Genomic DNA, 14,140 nt, shown 5'->3' with positions numbered 1-14,140 from the left:
CTTACCGGCGAGTAGCGTTGCGTGAAGCGACCAAAGAGCCGATCAGCAGTAGTGCGCCCACCCCGATCACCGGCAACGCCCAGAGCAGCCTGCGTTGCCTCAAATCGGCGCAGATGTCCACATAGGCCGGACTGACCGCGGCGGCCGCGTTCTCGTCGAAACCGAGGCCGAGGCCGTTGCCGCACGGGATGAGCGACCCGCTGGGCGCCTCGACGGCCAGCATCACGAACAGGATCGCACCCCCGCCGAGCAAGAAGGCGAGACCGACCACGACGGCGAACGTGCGCACTGACATGAAACAAAAGTTACGTCTCAAATGGACTCATGGATAGCCCTGGTCAGACGCATTGGGGTTGATCCCCTAATCCCCGGCTGAGTGCTCTCACACCCCGGTCGGGCGCGATGCGACGGAGAACGAGTACCGCTGCTCCACCCGGCCGTTGCGCGGATGCGGCGCCGGGTCGCCGATCTTGGTCCATCCGAGGCGTTCGTAGAGGCGTACGCCACGCAGGTTGTCGACGTAGACCAACAGCTCCGCGTCGGTGTACCCGCGCTCGATCAACGCATCGGGCAGTGCGCGCAACAACCTCTCGCCGACACCCTTCCCCCACGCGTCGGGGTGCACGCCGACGTAGTTGATGTACGCGGTCCCTTGTGTGCCTGTCTGCTGTGGACCGCCGGCCAGAAAGCCCACCGCCTCACCGCCTTCGAACGCCAGCAGCAACAGCGACGGCTCGTTCGCCAGGGCGTTCTCGATGCCGGGACGCGCCTCCTCGAGGGACGGAACCTCGTCGTAGTCGTCCCGGACGGTCACCGCGTGCGCCCAGATGAGCGCGGCCGTGTCGACGTGTTCAGGGCCCCCTTGGATGATCTCCACGCGGGCCAGCGTAGGTCAGGGCCGCAGCACGACGGGAAGGGTTTTCGAGCTGGCCATGATGTCGTTGTCCGTCACCGCGGGCTGCTCGTCGCCCGAGTAGGTGGTGCGCGGGAACCGGCTGGCGAGCTCACGCACGACGATCTCGGTCTCCAGGCGGGCAAGCCCCGAGCCGAGGCAGAAGTGCGGTCCGTGGCCGAACGCCACGTGTCCCGTCGTGGAGCGGTCGACGCGGTACCGCGCGGCGTCCTCGTGCGCCGCAGGACAGCGTCCCGCGGAGCCGAGGTTGATCAGCAGCAGGGTGTTCTCCGGCACCTCGGCACCGCCGATCTCGACAGGCTCTGTCGTGATGCGGTGCGTGGCGTTGCGGACCGGGGAGTTGTGCCGCAGCGTCTCCTCGACGAGCACCGGCACCAGGCCGGGGTCGGCGGCGATCTTCTCCCACAGGCCGTTGTCCAGCGCGTCGTGCACGACGTTCGTGATGAGACCAGCCGTGGTCTCGTGGCCCGCCACGACGAGAAGGAACGCCATCGCCATGAGCTCGTCGTGGGTGAGGCGATCACCTTCGTCTTCGGCTGCTACCAACGCTCCGAACAGCGAGCTCGCGTCGAGCTCGTCGCCGGTGAGCAGGCCGTGGAAGTAGCCGCCCAGCGCGTCGCTCGCGGGCTGCGAGACGTCTGGGTCCATCGACATCATCGTCTGGATCAACGTGCGGACGTGGGCGCGGTCGTTCTCCGGAACGCCGAGCACTTCGCCGATGATGTGCAACGGCATCGGCACGGCCAGCGCGGCGACGAGGTCGATCTCCTCACCGACGGGCAACCTGTCGATCAGCTCCGCGGTGATCTCGCCGATGCGGGGTGCCAGCTGCTGCACCGCCTCTGCGTTGAACGCCTTGACCGCGAGCCCGCGCAGCCGGGCGTGCTTCGGGTTGTCACTGTTGAGCATGCTCGGCCCGAAGAGGCCGGCGAGCTCGGTCTGGGTGCTGCCGAGCGCGGCCAGCTGGCGCCTGATCTCTTTCTGAAGAGCCTCACTGTCCTTGGACAGCCGCTTGTCGGCGAGCAGCTTGCGGGTCAGCTCGAGCCCGACCGTCACCACCTTCACCCGCACGCCGTCGGGCCGTGTCGCGTCGTGCAGCGGCCCTGCTGCCCGTGCGTCGTCCTCGATCCGATGGTGCTCGCGTGCGCGCAAATCGCCACCGGTCAACAGGTTCGGCATGATCGGCTTCGCTCCCCCGGAAGAGTGTCTCGCCACCGTTTCTACCGTGCCGGAGCGAGATGTCCACCGCCCGTTCCGATCACCGGAGCGCGTCGAGCACCTTGATCGTCTCCACCGCGGGCAGGCGGGGCGGCGGCGCGGCGATGGCCTTGCGCCCCAGCACCCATCCGGGCAGGTGGTGCTGCAGCGCCGCCCGGCCTTCCTGCGTGATGTCGACGGGCGCCGCCATCCCGTGGTCCATGGCCCGGTCCGGCCTCTCCCACGTGATCCAGTGACGCAGCTGCAGGATCTCCAGATCCTCGGCGTCCCAGTGCTTGGCCGGCCGGTGCTCGAGGTACCAGCTGGTGGCACCGCGATGCACACCACCTTGCTCCACCAACGCGAGCAGCTTGATCTGCTCCTGCGTGACGGTGGCCGGGACGGGCTTCGCGACCTTGCCCTTGCGCTTCACAGGTAGTCGTCCTTAGGAGGGAGGCGGGCCCAAACGTCCCCGACAACCCGTACAAAATACGGCACCACCGCGTCCCGTTCCAGATCGTGACCGGTGTCCGGACGACCACTCGTCGTGATCGCCGATGAACGTCACGGACCTTGCGGCAGCGGCGGCCGCACGGAAAGGTGGTTTCTTCCAGCGTGGTTGGAGGTGCCTCGCCGTGACGGACATCCCTGCTCCCGTGCCGGTGGCGGAGTTGATCACACAACGGCGCCGTGGCCGCTACTACGCTCGTGACGGCTACCTCAGCTACGGCGAGGTCGCGGCCGCCTGGCCGGTCGTCGGCCACATCGGCGCGGTCGTCGAGGCGAACGACGTCCGTACCCTGCAAGCATCTGCGACGGGCACCTACGGCACCAACACCTGGATCGAGTACCACGCCGACGACGTGCAGCGGGTCGCCGACGCGATCGCCGACGACACGGCCGTGCTGCGGCCCGAGTGGCTCAGGAACACGGAAGAAGGCCGCGAGGCACAGCGGCAGTGGTACGAGCAACTGCATCGAGAGACCGTGCGAACGCGGTGGATCTGGGGCTCGATCGTGCTGGTGCTGTTGCTGGGCGCGGGCGTCCTGTGGTTCCTCACGGCTCGCGGCTACTGACCACGCACGGGGGTTGCACCCCCGAAAACACAATGGAGCGAGGTGGTCGGCGCTTTCCGCCGACCACCTCGCTCAGAGCGGAATGGGCCTGACGGGACCGCATGCACATCGTTCGGGCGCCCAGCGCCCGAACACGCGGGGGTCCGGAGGTCGTCCCCCAGAAGACAAGCCACGGCCGACCCGGCGAAGCGCGCAGCGCGAGCAGGGTCAGCCTTCGGCCGTGGGCGCGACAGGGATCGAACCTGCGACCGCTCGGGTGTAAACCGAGTGCTCTTCCGCTGAGCTACACGCCCCAACCCCAGCACTCGAGAGTACTGGGGGTACAGCTACATCATGCCTTGAGGGAGGCTACGGCCTTCTTCCAGGCGTCCTGATCCCGGGCTTCACCAGGCGCGTTGACCTCGGCGAAGCGCACGACGCCATCCACGTCGATCAGGAACGTCCCCCGCAGCGCCATGCCCACGGTGTCGTTGAACACACCGTAGGACTGGGCGACGGCACCGTGCGGCCAGAAGTCGGACAGCAGGGGGAACTGGTAGCCCTCCTGGTTCGCCCACGCCTTCAGCGCGAACGGGGAGTCCACGGACACGCCCAGCACCTGGACGTTCTCGTCCTCGTAGGTCGCCAGTTCGTCGCGCAGCTGGCAGAGCTCGCCGTTGCAGATGCCGCTGAACGCGAACGGGTAGAAGACCAGGAGCACGTTCTTCGCGCCGCGGAACGACGACAGCGTCACAGGCTGCTTGTTGTAGTCGTTGAGCGTGAAGTCCGGGGCTTCCGAACCAACCTCCACCGCCATGAAAACCCTCCGGTTGACGAAGACGAACCACGGGCGTCACAGCGCCCGTGGATCAACCCTATGTCAGCCGGACTTGGCTCAGCGCTTGGCCTTGGTGGATTTTGGCCACACCAGGCGGGTGCCCGCCCAGTCGTCGGCGACGCTGATGTTCGACGTCTGCGACAGGCCCGCGGTCGGCACTGCTTCGGCGATGTCGCTCGGCTCGACGTGGCCGGGGCGGCCCGTCTTCGGGGTGAGAACCCAGATCACACCGTCTTCGGCGAGCACGCCGGTGGCCTCGAGGAGAGCATCCACCAGGTCGCCGTCGTCCTCCCGCCACCAGAGCAGGACCACGCTCACCGTCTCGTCGGCATCCTCGTCGAGGAGGTCGCCGCCGATCTGCTCTTCGACGGCGGCACGGAGGTTGTCGTCGACGTCCTCGTCCCAGCCGAGCTCCTGGACGACCATGCCCGATTCGATCCCGAGCTTCTCGGCGACGCCGATCTTGCCGGCGTCTTCCGCGGCGACCACGGTTTTCACTCCTCCAACTACGCAAGAGCGACAGCCCTAAGACTGCCGCCAGAGTCCGTTACTCGCGCTAGCGAACACTGTCGGCTACCTCCGGCGCAACTGTTGACCACGTGACACGCCGTAACAGGGACCCCTGTGGAGATCCCTACACTGGCATGAGGCACGCTCTACATACCTCTTATCGCGCGCGCGTGAGAAACACGATCCAGAACTACCGATCAGTAGCGGTGACGAAGTCGACGCGCAAGGACAACGATAGGACCGCGTGGCACGGTTTCCGCGCCCACGCAGGAACCGCCAACGAAGCCGAGGAGACACCTTGAGCCCGCAGAACACCGGCCCCGAGCGGGTGCGTGTCATTCGTGACGGTCTGGCCGCACACCTGCCGGACATCGACCCCGAAGAGACGTCCGAGTGGCTCGAGTCGTTCGACGAGGTGCTCAAGGGTGGCGGTCAGCAGCGGGCCCGCTACCTGATGCTGCGTCTGCTGGAGCGTGCGCGTGAGAACCACGTCGGCATGCCCGCGCTGACCAGCACGGACTACGTCAACACCATCCCCACCGAGCGGGAGCCGTGGTTCCCCGGTGACGAGGAGGTGGAGCGTCGCTACCGCGCGTGGATCCGGTGGAACGCCGCGATGACGGTGCACCGCGCGCAGCGGCCCGGCGTGGGTGTCGGTGGCCACATCTCGACGTACGCGTCCAGCGCGTCGCTCTACGAGGTCGGCTTCAACCACTTCTTCCGCGGCAAGAACCACCCCGGCGGCGGCGACCAGGTCTTCATCCAGGGCCACGCCTCCCCCGGTGTGTACGCGCGCGCATTCCTCGAGGGCCGGTTGAGCGAGCACCAGCTCGACGGCTTCCGCCAGGAGTACTCGCACGCCGGACCGGGTGGCGGCCTGCCGTCGTACCCGCACCCGCGCCTGATGCCGGACTTCTGGGAGTTCCCCACGGTCTCCATGGGCATCGGCCCGATGAACGCGATCTACCAGGCGCGGTTCAACCGCTACCTGCACGACCGCGGCTTCAAGGACACGTCCGACCAGCACGTGTGGGCGTTCCTCGGCGACGGCGAGATGGACGAGCCGGAGTCGCGCGGCCTGCTGCAGCTCGCCGCGAACGAGCACCTCGACAACCTGACGTTCGTCGTCAACTGCAACCTGCAGCGCCTCGACGGCCCGGTGCGCGGCAACGGCAAGATCATCCAGGAGCTGGAGTCGTTCTTCCGGGGCGCCGGCTGGAACGTCATCAAGGTCGTCTGGGGCCGTGAGTGGGACGCCCTGCTGCACGCCGACCGCGACGGCGCGCTGGTGAACCTCATGAACGCCACGCCCGACGGCGACTACCAGACCTACAAGGCGAACGACGGCGCGTACATCAAGGAGCACTTCTTCGGCCGCGACCCGCGGACGAAGGCGCTCGTCGAGGCCATGAGCGACGACGAGGTGTGGAACCTCAAGCGCGGCGGCCACGACTACCGCAAGGTCTACGCGGCCTACAAGGCGGCGACCGAGACCGTCGGCCAGCCGACCGTCATCCTCGCCAAGACCATCAAGGGCTACTCGCTCGGCCCGCACTTCGCGGCCCGCAACGCGACGCACCAGATGAAGAAGATGACCCTGGAGGACCTCAAGGGCTTCCGGGACAGCCTGCGCATCCCGATCTCGGACGCGCAGCTCGAGGCCGACCCGTACCTGCCGCCGTACTACCACCCCGGCCAGGACAGCCAGGAGATCCAGTACATGCTGGAGCGCCGCCGTCAGCTGGGTGGTTTCGTGCCGGAGCGCCGCACGAAGTCGAAGGCTCTCGTGCTGCCGGGCGACAAGGTCTACGACGGCATCCGCCGCGGCTCGGGCAAGCAGGAGGTCGCCACGACGATGGCGTTCGTCCGCCTCGTCCGCGACCTCGCGAAGGACCCGGAGATCGGCCCGCGCATCGTCCCGATCATCCCGGACGAGGCGCGCACGTTCGGCATGGACTCCATGTTCCCGACGCAGAAGATCTACAACCCGAACGGCCAGGCGTACACCTCGGTGGACGCCAACCTGATGCTCGCCTACAAGGAGAGCGAGCAGGGCCAGATCCTGCACGAGGGCATCAACGAGGCGGGTTCCACGGCGTCGTTCACGGCGGTCGGCACGTCCTACGCGACGCAGGGCGAGCCGATGATCCCGATCTACATCTTCTACTCGATGTTCGGTTTCCAGCGCACGGGCGACGGCCTGTGGGCGGCGGCGGACCAGATGGCGCGCGGCTTCGTGCTCGGAGCCACCGCGGGCCGCACCACGCTGACCGGTGAGGGCCTGCAGCACGCCGACGGCCACTCGCTGCTGCTGGCGCACACGAACCCGGCCGTGGTCGCGTACGACCCGGCGTGGTCGTTCGAGGTGGCGCACATCGTCAAGGACGGTCTGCGGAGGATGTACGGCGAGAACGCCGAGAACGTCTTCTACTACATGACGGTCTACAACGAGCCGTACGTGCAGCCGGCCGAGCCCGAGAACCTGGACGTGGAAGGCCTCCTGCGGGGCCTCTACAAGTACCAGGACGGCCCGCAGACCGGTGGCCCGCGTGCCCAGATCCTCGGCTCCGGCGTGGGCCTGCCGTGGGCGCTGAAGGCTCAGCGGCTGCTCGCCGACGAGTGGGGCGTCTCCGCGGACGTGTGGTCCGCCACGTCGTACTCGGAGCTGCGCCGCGACGCCGTCGACACCGACCGCCACAACCTGCTGCACCCGGACGCCGAGCCGCGCGTGCCGTACGTGACGCAGGTGCTGCAGGACGTCCAGGGCCCGGTCGTCGCGGTCTCCGACTGGATGTCGGCGATCCCGGACCTGATCCGCCCGTACGTCCCGACCGACATGACGACCCTGGGCACGGACGGCTTCGGCTTCTCCGACACCCGCCCGGCCGCCCGCCGCCACTTCCTGGTGGACGCGGAGTCCGTCGTCGTCGCCACGCTGGCCGCGCTGGCCCGCCGCGGTGAGGTCGGCCAGGACAAGGTCATCGAGGCCGCTCGCAAGTACCGCATCGACGACGTGCAGGCCGCCGGTCCGTCCACGTCGGACGCGGGCCTCGCGTAGTCGTTCGACCAGAAGGGCCGCTCCGCACACGCGGGGCGGCCCTTTTCACGGCCTGAGCGCGTATTCCGTGAACTGACCGGCGATGGTGAACCCGAGACGCCGGTAGACCTTCTCGCCGTCCTCAGAGGCCTGCAGGACCGCGATGCGGTAACCCTCGGCCCGTGCAGTGCGCAACGCGGCCAGCGTCATCGCACTGCCGTAGCCGCGACGCCGATCTTCGGCGAGGGTCGCGATGTTGTAGATCCCGGCGACACCCGCGTGCAGGAACACTTCCGCCGTGCACACCGCACGGCCGTCCACGTACCCCACGAGGTAACGCGCCTGACTGCCCAACGCGTGCGGGGCCGCGTCGGCGTAGAAGCGGCGAACCGTCGCGGCGGGCGGGTCCCAGATCGCGGCCAGCACCGCCGCGTGGTCCGTGAGCTCGGCTTCGGTCGTGACGCGGCGGATGTCGAGGCCGTCGGCGTGCGGTTCGGGCAGGGCCGCATCGGCGAGGTCCAGCCACATCGCCGCCTCGGTCCCGGCCGGCGCGATGCCGGCGTGCAGCAGCACCGGGCCGAGGTCGGCCGGAGCGGAGGCGGGCCCGACCCACCAGGAGAACGGGCGGCCCGTCGCCTTGAGCGCACTCACCGTCTCCGCGACACGGGCACTGACGTCGTCAGCGGTGAATCGGGCCGCGGCGACGATGTTGAACGTGTCGTCGGCCAGGCCGCTGTCGGCGATCAGGAGGTCGCCCGTCCGCACCACCGTCGCGTGCGGGAGGTGCCGGTGCAGATGACAGGCGTGTTCGGCGAGGTTCTGCTCCATGCCGGCCAGGAGGCCGGTGTTGATCTGGCGCAGGCTTTCGTCGCGGAACTCGACCAGGTCGTACTCGTCGACGTCCAGCGACGCGCCGACCGCACTGAGGAACTCGACCGACTCGGCTGTCATCCGCCAGCCGAGGCCCACTTTGTCGTCGCTGTCGCGGAAGTACCGCACCACGACCAGACGAGCGGTGATCGCGGGGTCGGCGGTGAGCGAGACGAGTTCGTCACGGACGGGCTTCAGCCTGTCGACGATGTGCTGGACCTGCTCGTCGAGGCGTTCGTCGCCACGCCGGACGACCTTCCACGCATGCGTGCGCGGCAGATCGTGCACCTCGTCGGGTTCCATGCCGAGCCGGCGTGTGATGTCGGCCGCGGACGTCGTCTCGCTGAGGAGAACGAAGTAGCTGTATTGCTCGACCTGCATCAGGCCATCGGAGCACGTCCCAGAGATCGTCCGCCACCGATATATCAGCACCGATATATCAGTTGAGGGCGACTCAGCCAGCCTGGATTTCGGGCCGTTGAAAGCGCCTTAGCAATGAGACGTTTGCGGACGAAGTCCAAAGTTTCATTGCTAAGGCGCTGGTCAGAGCTACCGATATATCAGTTGGCTAGCACTGGGCGACGGGTTGGGCCTTCAGCAGCGGCTCGTCGGCGCGGGCGTCGAGCAGCAGCGGGATCAAGGGCCGGGCCTCCTGCTTCAGCGGCACGATGCGGTCACCGCCGCGCAGGTACTGCGACTTGATGCCGTGCAGAGCGAGCTCGTCACGTGCCTCGACGTACTGGGCACCGGTCAGCACGTAGCCGCACGGCGGGGTGGCCAGAACGTCCTCGGGAGCCGGAGCCTGGTTGTCCGCGCCACCGAAGTACATGGGCCCGGTGCGAACCGCGCGCGAAGCAGCGGTGGCGGCTTCGATCTCGGCACGCCGGTCGCGCACGAACGACTGGGTGCCGTCGAGGCCGAGCAACTGGGACTCCACGCGGTAGGCGGGCGTGCCGTCGGCGTTGGTCTCCACCAGCAGCCCCGTGGAGTGCTTGAGGCCGCTCGTGTTGCGGAGGATCCGCTCCTGGTGATCGCCGGCCACCTGACGGATCGGCTCGCCGGTCACCGGGTCCACATAGATGCCGTAGACGCCGGAGGTCCGGCCACCGGCCTCGACGGACGGCCGGATGTACGAGCGGGACAACGTCTCCGACAGATCATGAACGCCGTCTGCGACGTTCAGGTTCCGCGGCCACAGCCACAGGAAGTCCTTCACGTAGTAGGGCGCGGAAGGCCCGAACTCGTGGAGGTCGTGGATGACGTCGGGCTTCCAGTCGCGGAAGACGGCGGCCATCGCGCGGGCCTCGGCGGTGCGCAGCAGCAGGTGGTCGCGGTTGATGTCGATGCCGGACGAGTTGCCGCGGGTGTTCGCGGCGCGGCCGTCGGGGTTGGCGTTCGGCACGAACAGGTAGGTCACGTCGGACGAACGCGGCAGCGAGCGCATGCGGATCAGGCACGCCTCGCGGCCCGCGGGCTCGTCACCGTGCTGGGAGCAGATGAACACGACGACCGTGCGGGCGGAACGAGAGCCCACGCGGACGAGTTGGATCGGGCGGCCCTGGGCCGTGGTGCCGATCTGGGTGAGTGGAAGGTTCAGGGCGCGCAGGTAGGCCTGTTCCTCGGCCTCGGTGGTCCAGTTGCCGGTCTTCTCGAAACCCGTTCGCGGCTCGGGGGCGGCCAGGGCCGGAGCGGGAACCAGCAACGAAGCAGCAGCCAGTAAAGCGATCAGTCCCCTCATAGGGGAGACTTTGCCGCCTGTGTCAACCGGCGGGCGGTGCGGTTCCAGTCGATGTAGCCGTGGATCACCAGGCCCGCGAAGACGAGGTACACCAGGGCGCTGAAGTACAGGCCGGACTGGATCTGCAACGGCACGCCCACGGCGTCGACCACCAGCCAGACCAGCCAGAACTCGACCAGGCCCATGCCCTGCAGCGCGAACGCCAGCACGGCGCCGACGAAGATCGCGGCGTCCGGCCACGGCGCCCAGGAGGCGTCGAACCAGTCGAGCACCAGCGCGAACGCCACCGTGCCCGCCACGAAAACCCCGGCCACCACACCGCGTTCCAGCCAGGAGCCCGCGCGCACCACCACGCCGAACACCGGGTCGCGGCGGCGCACCCACGCGTACCAGCCGTAGACGGCGATCAGGCCGACCACGACCTGGCGGGTTGCGAGACCGCCGAGGTGAGCGGAGACGTAGACGGTGAACAGCAGAGCCACCGACAGCAGCTGAACGGGCCAGGTCAAGAGTGAACGGCGCTGCGCGAGGAAGACCACCGCCAGCGCCAGGACCTGCCCGACCAGCTCCGTGTACGCGATCTTCTGCCCGAAGATCGTCAGTCCCAGCTCGTACCACACGGCTTGTTCCCCCGGGGTTCAGTCGCCGTATACCGGTGTTTCCTACGGTCCCACCATGTCATCTTCCTTAGCGCTGGCGCTCGTGCCTTTGTTCCTCGCCGCACCTGCGACGCCCGTCATCACACCGACGGTGATCACGCAGACGTTCGAGGAGCCCGCGGACGCCGACGACCCGGCCATCTGGGTGAACCCGCGCAACGCCGAACGCAGTGTGGTCCTGGGCACCCTCAAGGAAGGCGGTCTGGCGGCGTTCGACCTGAACGGCCGCACGATCGGCGTCCACCCGGCGCCGCTGCCACCCACGCCGGACGCCAAGCCGGGGCGCTACAACAACGTCGACGTCCTCGGTGACCTGGCGTTCGTCAGCGACCGCGGCCGTGACCGCATCCGGGTGTTCCAAGTGGACGAACGCGGCGTGAAGGACGTCACGAACCCCGCCACCAAGCCGGTGTTCTCGGCGACCGAGCAGGAGGTCGACGAGCAGCACACCGTCTACGGCCTGGCCGCCGGGCGCATCAGCGGCGAGGACGTCGTCGTCACGAGCCGGCGCAGCGAGACCAGCATCGCGCTCCTCCACGTCCAGAAGGGCACCACCTACGACACCAAGAAGGTGTCCACTCTGGACCTTCCGCGCACCTTCACCCTGCCCGACGGCCAGCGCTGGACGGTGTGCGGTGAACCCGGCGAGGGCCCGCAGGTCGAGGGCATGGTGATCGACGAACGCACGAACACCCTGTACGCAGCGCAGGAGGACGTCGGCATCTGGCGCATCCCGTTGCGCGCCAACGGCTTCGGCAAGCCGCAGCTGGTCGACAAGGTCCGCACGTTCGGCGCCCCGCAGAAGTACAACCCGGACACCGAGGAGTGCGAGCCCGACGGCCCGAACCCCGGCTTCGGCGGCAAGTGGCTCGAAGCCGACGCCGAGGGTCTGACGATCGCGGACGACGTTCTGCTCGCGTCCAGCCAGGGCGACTCGCGGTTCGTCGCCTACCGCAAGGCCGACATGAAGCCGTTGAAGGACTTCCGCATCAAGGACGTCGAGCATTCCGACGGCGCCGACATCGTCCTCGGCAAGCTCAACCTGCTCGTCGTCCACGACGGCGAACGCCCCAATGGCACGGGATTCGCGTTCATCAGGTTCTAACCTGTCCCGATGGGGACCACGCTGAGCCAGGACGCCCTCAACCGGGCGCTGATCGAACGCCAGATGCTGCGCGAGCGCGCCGACAAGAGCGCGCTCGCCACCATCAACCATCTCTTCGGCATCCAGGCGCAGGAACCGAAGTCGCCGTACATCGGCCTGTGGACACGGTTGAAGGACTTCCAGCCGCAGGAGCTCGAAGACCTCCTCGTCAGCAGGCAGGCCGTCCGCATCCTGCTGATGCGCGGCACGATCCACCTGGTCAGCGCGCAGGACGCCCTGGGTCTCAGGCCCCACACCCAGCTCAAGCTCGACCGCGAACTGCAGAGCGGCCCCTTCGCGAAGAGACTGCGGGGCCTCGACCTCGACGCCGTCGCCGAAGCCGGCCGCAAGATCCTCGAGGACGCACCGCAGGGCACCGCGGACGCCGGCAGGCAGCTCCTCGAACGGTGGCCCGACCGCGAGCACACCGTGCTCGGCAACGCGCTGCGCAACAAGCTCGCACTCGTCCAGATCCCGCCGCGGGGTCTGTGGCGCAGGAGCGGAAGAGCGGTCTGCACGACCCTGGAGGCCTGGCTCGACCAGGAACAACACCCCATGAGCCGCGAAACGCTGGTTCGGCGCTACCTCAAGGCGTTCGGCCCGTCGACCGTGATGGACGCCCAGCAGTGGTCCGGCCTCACCAGGCTCACCGAGGTCTTCGAGAAACTCCGGCCAGAGCTGGTGACCTTCCGCACCGAGGCGGGCAAGGAGCTGTTCGACCTCCCGGACGCCCCGCGCCCGGACCCGGAAACCCCCGTCCCGGTCCGGCTGCTGCCCGAGTTCGACAACATCCTGCTCGCCCACGCCGACCGCCGGCGGGTCATCTCAGACGACCGGCTCGGCGTCGTCATCGGCGGCAAGCCCACCGTCCTCGTCGACGGCTACGTCGTCGCCACCTGGTCGATCACCAAGGAGCGCACCATCACCGTCGACTACATCGACCAACTGCCCAGGAGCAGGCAGAAGGCGGTCGCCGAGGAGTGCGACCGCCTTCGGGACTGGATCGGCTAGGCCGCGACCTCGACGTGCGCGCCGTCGCCGACGACCAACCGGTGCTGGCGCGCGGAGCCGACGCGGGCCCTGCGGCCGATCAACGACGTCTCGATGCCGGACACGTTGTGCACCGAGGCCTCGTTCAGCACGATCGAGTCGGCCACCCCGGACTCGGTGATCCGGCAGTCCGCGCCGATGGACGTGTACGGCCCGACGATCGACTCCTCGACGAGCGTGCCGGGGCCGATGATCGCGGGCCCGACGATGCACGACCGCACCACGCGCGCGCCCTCCTCGACCACGACCTCGCCGATCAGCCGCGACTCCGAGTCCACGATCCCCTGGATGTCCGTCCGCAGCCCCATCAGCAGCTCGCGGTTGCACTCCAGCACGTCCTCGACGGTCCCGGTGTCCTTCCAGAACCCGGAGTAGACCCGCGCCCGGACATCGCGCTCGTGCGTCACCAGCCACTGCAACGCGTCGGTGATCTCGAACTCGCCGCGCCACGACGGTTCGATCGCGTCGACGGCGGAGTGGATCGCGGGCGTGAAGAAGTAGACACCGATCATCGCGAGGTCGCTGCGCGGCTCCTGCGGCTGCTCGATCAACCGCGTCACGCGCGAGTTCTCGTCCACCTCGGCAACGCCGTAGAGGCGCGGGTCCTCCACCTTGTCCACGAGCACGTGCGCGGACGGCCTCAGCCGCGCGAACTCGTCGGCGATCTGCCCGATCCCCTCGGCCAGCACGTTGTCGCACAGGTACATCACGAAGTCGTCCGCACCGAGGAACGGCCGGGCGATCCGCACGCAGTGCGCGAGACCGAGCGGCGCGTCCTGCCGGAGGTAGGTGATCGAGACACCGAGGTACGACCCGTCGCCGAACAGTTCGGGCACCTCGTGCTCACCCTCGCCGACCACGATGCCGATCTCGGTGATCCCGATGTCCCGCAGGTTCTCCACGACGTGCTCGACCACCGGCTTGTTCGCGACGGGGACGAGCTGCCTCGGCAGGGTGTACCCGGCCGGACGCAGTCGTGTTCCCGCTCCTCTGGACAGCACAAGGGCTTTCATGGGTCCTCCACCGCGACAGCGGACAGTTCGGGTGGACACGAGACTCCGTGCGCGCGCTGGACGGAAGCTGGAGAACCGCCAAACAACGAAAAAGGGGCCCCGCCGCGCGAGGCCCC

Annotated in this window: 14 protein-coding genes and 1 tRNA gene; 4 read left to right on the top strand and 11 right to left on the bottom strand. The window is 68.2% G+C overall.

The features are described from left to right. Nucleotide 1: 1 nt before the first annotated feature. The 4 genes from C8D87_RS29630 to C8D87_RS29615 all read right to left on the bottom strand — a co-directional run bounded on the left by C8D87_RS29630 (nt 2) and on the right by C8D87_RS29615 (nt 2,543). Nucleotides 2-295 (bottom strand): hypothetical protein, encoded by a 294-nt coding sequence (locus C8D87_RS29630; RefSeq protein ID WP_112229155.1) that lies wholly within the window; start codon nt 293-295, stop codon nt 2-4. Nucleotides 296-382: 87 nt separating this feature from the next. Then, nucleotides 383-877 carry a GNAT family N-acetyltransferase gene (locus C8D87_RS29625; RefSeq protein ID WP_170166626.1) on the bottom strand — a complete coding sequence of 165 codons (495 nt, stop codon included), beginning with the start codon at nt 875-877 and terminating at the stop codon, nt 383-385. A gap of 15 nt (nt 878-892) precedes the next feature. Continuing rightward, on the bottom strand, nt 893-2,092 hold the full coding sequence (locus C8D87_RS29620) for a cytochrome P450 (protein WP_112229153.1): 1,200 nt from the start codon (nt 2,090-2,092) through the stop codon (nt 893-895). Between the two features lie 79 nt (nt 2,093-2,171). Next, entirely contained in the window at nt 2,172-2,543 is a 372-nt protein-coding gene (locus C8D87_RS29615) for a hypothetical protein (RefSeq protein ID WP_112229152.1), read from the bottom strand. A gap of 202 nt (nt 2,544-2,745) precedes the next feature. On the opposite strand from C8D87_RS29615, the gene C8D87_RS46235 reads away from it, so the two are divergent. Continuing rightward, entirely contained in the window at nt 2,746-3,186 is a 441-nt protein-coding gene (locus C8D87_RS46235; protein ID WP_170155240.1) for a hypothetical protein, read from the top strand. 221 nt (nt 3,187-3,407) lie between these two features. Here C8D87_RS46235 and C8D87_RS29600 read toward each other — a convergent pair. The 3 genes from C8D87_RS29600 to C8D87_RS29590 all read right to left on the bottom strand — a co-directional run bounded on the left by C8D87_RS29600 (nt 3,408) and on the right by C8D87_RS29590 (nt 4,492). Continuing rightward, a tRNA-Val gene (locus C8D87_RS29600) sits at nt 3,408-3,479 on the bottom strand. Between the two features lie 38 nt (nt 3,480-3,517). Next, nucleotides 3,518-3,982, bottom strand: coding sequence for a peroxiredoxin (locus C8D87_RS29595; RefSeq protein ID WP_109640630.1), 465 nt, complete (start codon nt 3,980-3,982; stop codon nt 3,518-3,520). Nucleotides 3,983-4,060: 78 nt separating this feature from the next. Then, a complete protein-coding gene (locus C8D87_RS29590; protein WP_030465132.1) occupies nt 4,061-4,492 on the bottom strand; it encodes a DUF3052 domain-containing protein in 432 nt (143 codons plus the stop codon). 319 nt (nt 4,493-4,811) lie between these two features. Between C8D87_RS29590 and aceE the strand changes: the two genes are divergently transcribed. Continuing rightward, on the top strand, nt 4,812-7,571 hold the full coding sequence (gene aceE, locus C8D87_RS29585) for a pyruvate dehydrogenase (acetyl-transferring), homodimeric type (protein WP_109640631.1): 2,760 nt from the start codon (nt 4,812-4,814) through the stop codon (nt 7,569-7,571). A gap of 45 nt (nt 7,572-7,616) precedes the next feature. On the opposite strand, the gene C8D87_RS29580 is transcribed toward aceE, so the two are convergent. From C8D87_RS29580 to C8D87_RS29565, 3 genes are all read right to left on the bottom strand, one after another. Continuing rightward, on the bottom strand, nt 7,617-8,801 hold the full coding sequence (locus C8D87_RS29580; protein WP_233442355.1) for a GNAT family N-acetyltransferase: 1,185 nt from the start codon (nt 8,799-8,801) through the stop codon (nt 7,617-7,619). Nucleotides 8,802-8,988: 187 nt separating this feature from the next. Beyond that, nucleotides 8,989-10,158, bottom strand: coding sequence for a M14 family metallopeptidase (locus C8D87_RS29570; RefSeq protein ID WP_112229151.1), 1,170 nt, complete (start codon nt 10,156-10,158; stop codon nt 8,989-8,991). Continuing rightward, nucleotides 10,155-10,778, bottom strand: a complete 624-nt coding sequence (locus tag C8D87_RS29565; RefSeq protein ID WP_112229150.1) for a nicotinamide mononucleotide transporter family protein — start codon at nt 10,776-10,778, stop codon at nt 10,155-10,157. Before C8D87_RS29565 ends, C8D87_RS29570 begins: the two co-directional genes overlap by 4 nt. Nucleotides 10,779-10,833: 55 nt before the next feature. Here C8D87_RS29565 and C8D87_RS29560 point away from each other — a divergent pair, with 55 nt between their 5' ends. Continuing rightward, nucleotides 10,834-11,922 (top strand): phytase, encoded by a 1,089-nt coding sequence (locus tag C8D87_RS29560; protein ID WP_112229149.1) that lies wholly within the window; start codon nt 10,834-10,836, stop codon nt 11,920-11,922. A 9-nt stretch (nt 11,923-11,931) separates the two neighbouring features. Continuing rightward, complete coding sequence (locus tag C8D87_RS29555) at nt 11,932-12,972, top strand: winged helix DNA-binding domain-containing protein (RefSeq protein WP_112229148.1); 1,041 nt, start codon at nt 11,932-11,934, stop codon at nt 12,970-12,972. On the opposite strand, the gene C8D87_RS29550 is transcribed toward C8D87_RS29555, so the two are convergent. Continuing rightward, a complete protein-coding gene (locus tag C8D87_RS29550; protein ID WP_109641277.1) occupies nt 12,969-14,024 on the bottom strand; it encodes a glucose-1-phosphate thymidylyltransferase in 1,056 nt (351 codons plus the stop codon). The two genes, C8D87_RS29555 and C8D87_RS29550, sit on opposite strands and share 4 nt — an antisense overlap. Between the last annotated feature and the right edge of the window lie 116 nt (nt 14,025-14,140).

Source organism: Lentzea atacamensis (assembly GCF_003269295.1).
Lineage (GTDB): Bacteria > Actinomycetota > Actinomycetes > Mycobacteriales > Pseudonocardiaceae > Lentzea > Lentzea atacamensis.
Note: the sequence above shows the minus strand (reverse complement) of the source record. Positions and strands in the feature narration are given on the sequence as shown.

Excerpts from the sequence above, each read along its gene's own strand:
- C8D87_RS29580 (WP_233442355.1), bottom strand. The coding sequence starts at position 8,801 with ATGCAGGTCGAGCAATACAGCTACTTCGTTCTCCTCAGCGAGACGACG.
- C8D87_RS29550 (WP_109641277.1), bottom strand. The coding sequence starts at position 14,024 with ATGAAAGCCCTTGTGCTGTCCAGAGGAGCGGGAACACGACTGCGTCCG.
- C8D87_RS29570 (WP_112229151.1), bottom strand. The coding sequence starts at position 10,158 with ATGAGGGGACTGATCGCTTTACTGGCTGCTGCTTCGTTGCTGGTTCCC.
- C8D87_RS29595 (WP_109640630.1), bottom strand. The coding sequence starts at position 3,982 with ATGGCGGTGGAGGTTGGTTCGGAAGCCCCGGACTTCACGCTCAACGAC.
- C8D87_RS29555 (WP_112229148.1), top strand. The coding sequence starts at position 11,932 with ATGGGGACCACGCTGAGCCAGGACGCCCTCAACCGGGCGCTGATCGAA.
- C8D87_RS29630 (WP_112229155.1), bottom strand. The coding sequence starts at position 295 with ATGTCAGTGCGCACGTTCGCCGTCGTGGTCGGTCTCGCCTTCTTGCTC.
- C8D87_RS29620 (WP_112229153.1), bottom strand. The coding sequence starts at position 2,092 with ATGCCGAACCTGTTGACCGGTGGCGATTTGCGCGCACGCGAGCACCAT.
- C8D87_RS29560 (WP_112229149.1), top strand. The coding sequence starts at position 10,834 with ATGTCATCTTCCTTAGCGCTGGCGCTCGTGCCTTTGTTCCTCGCCGCA.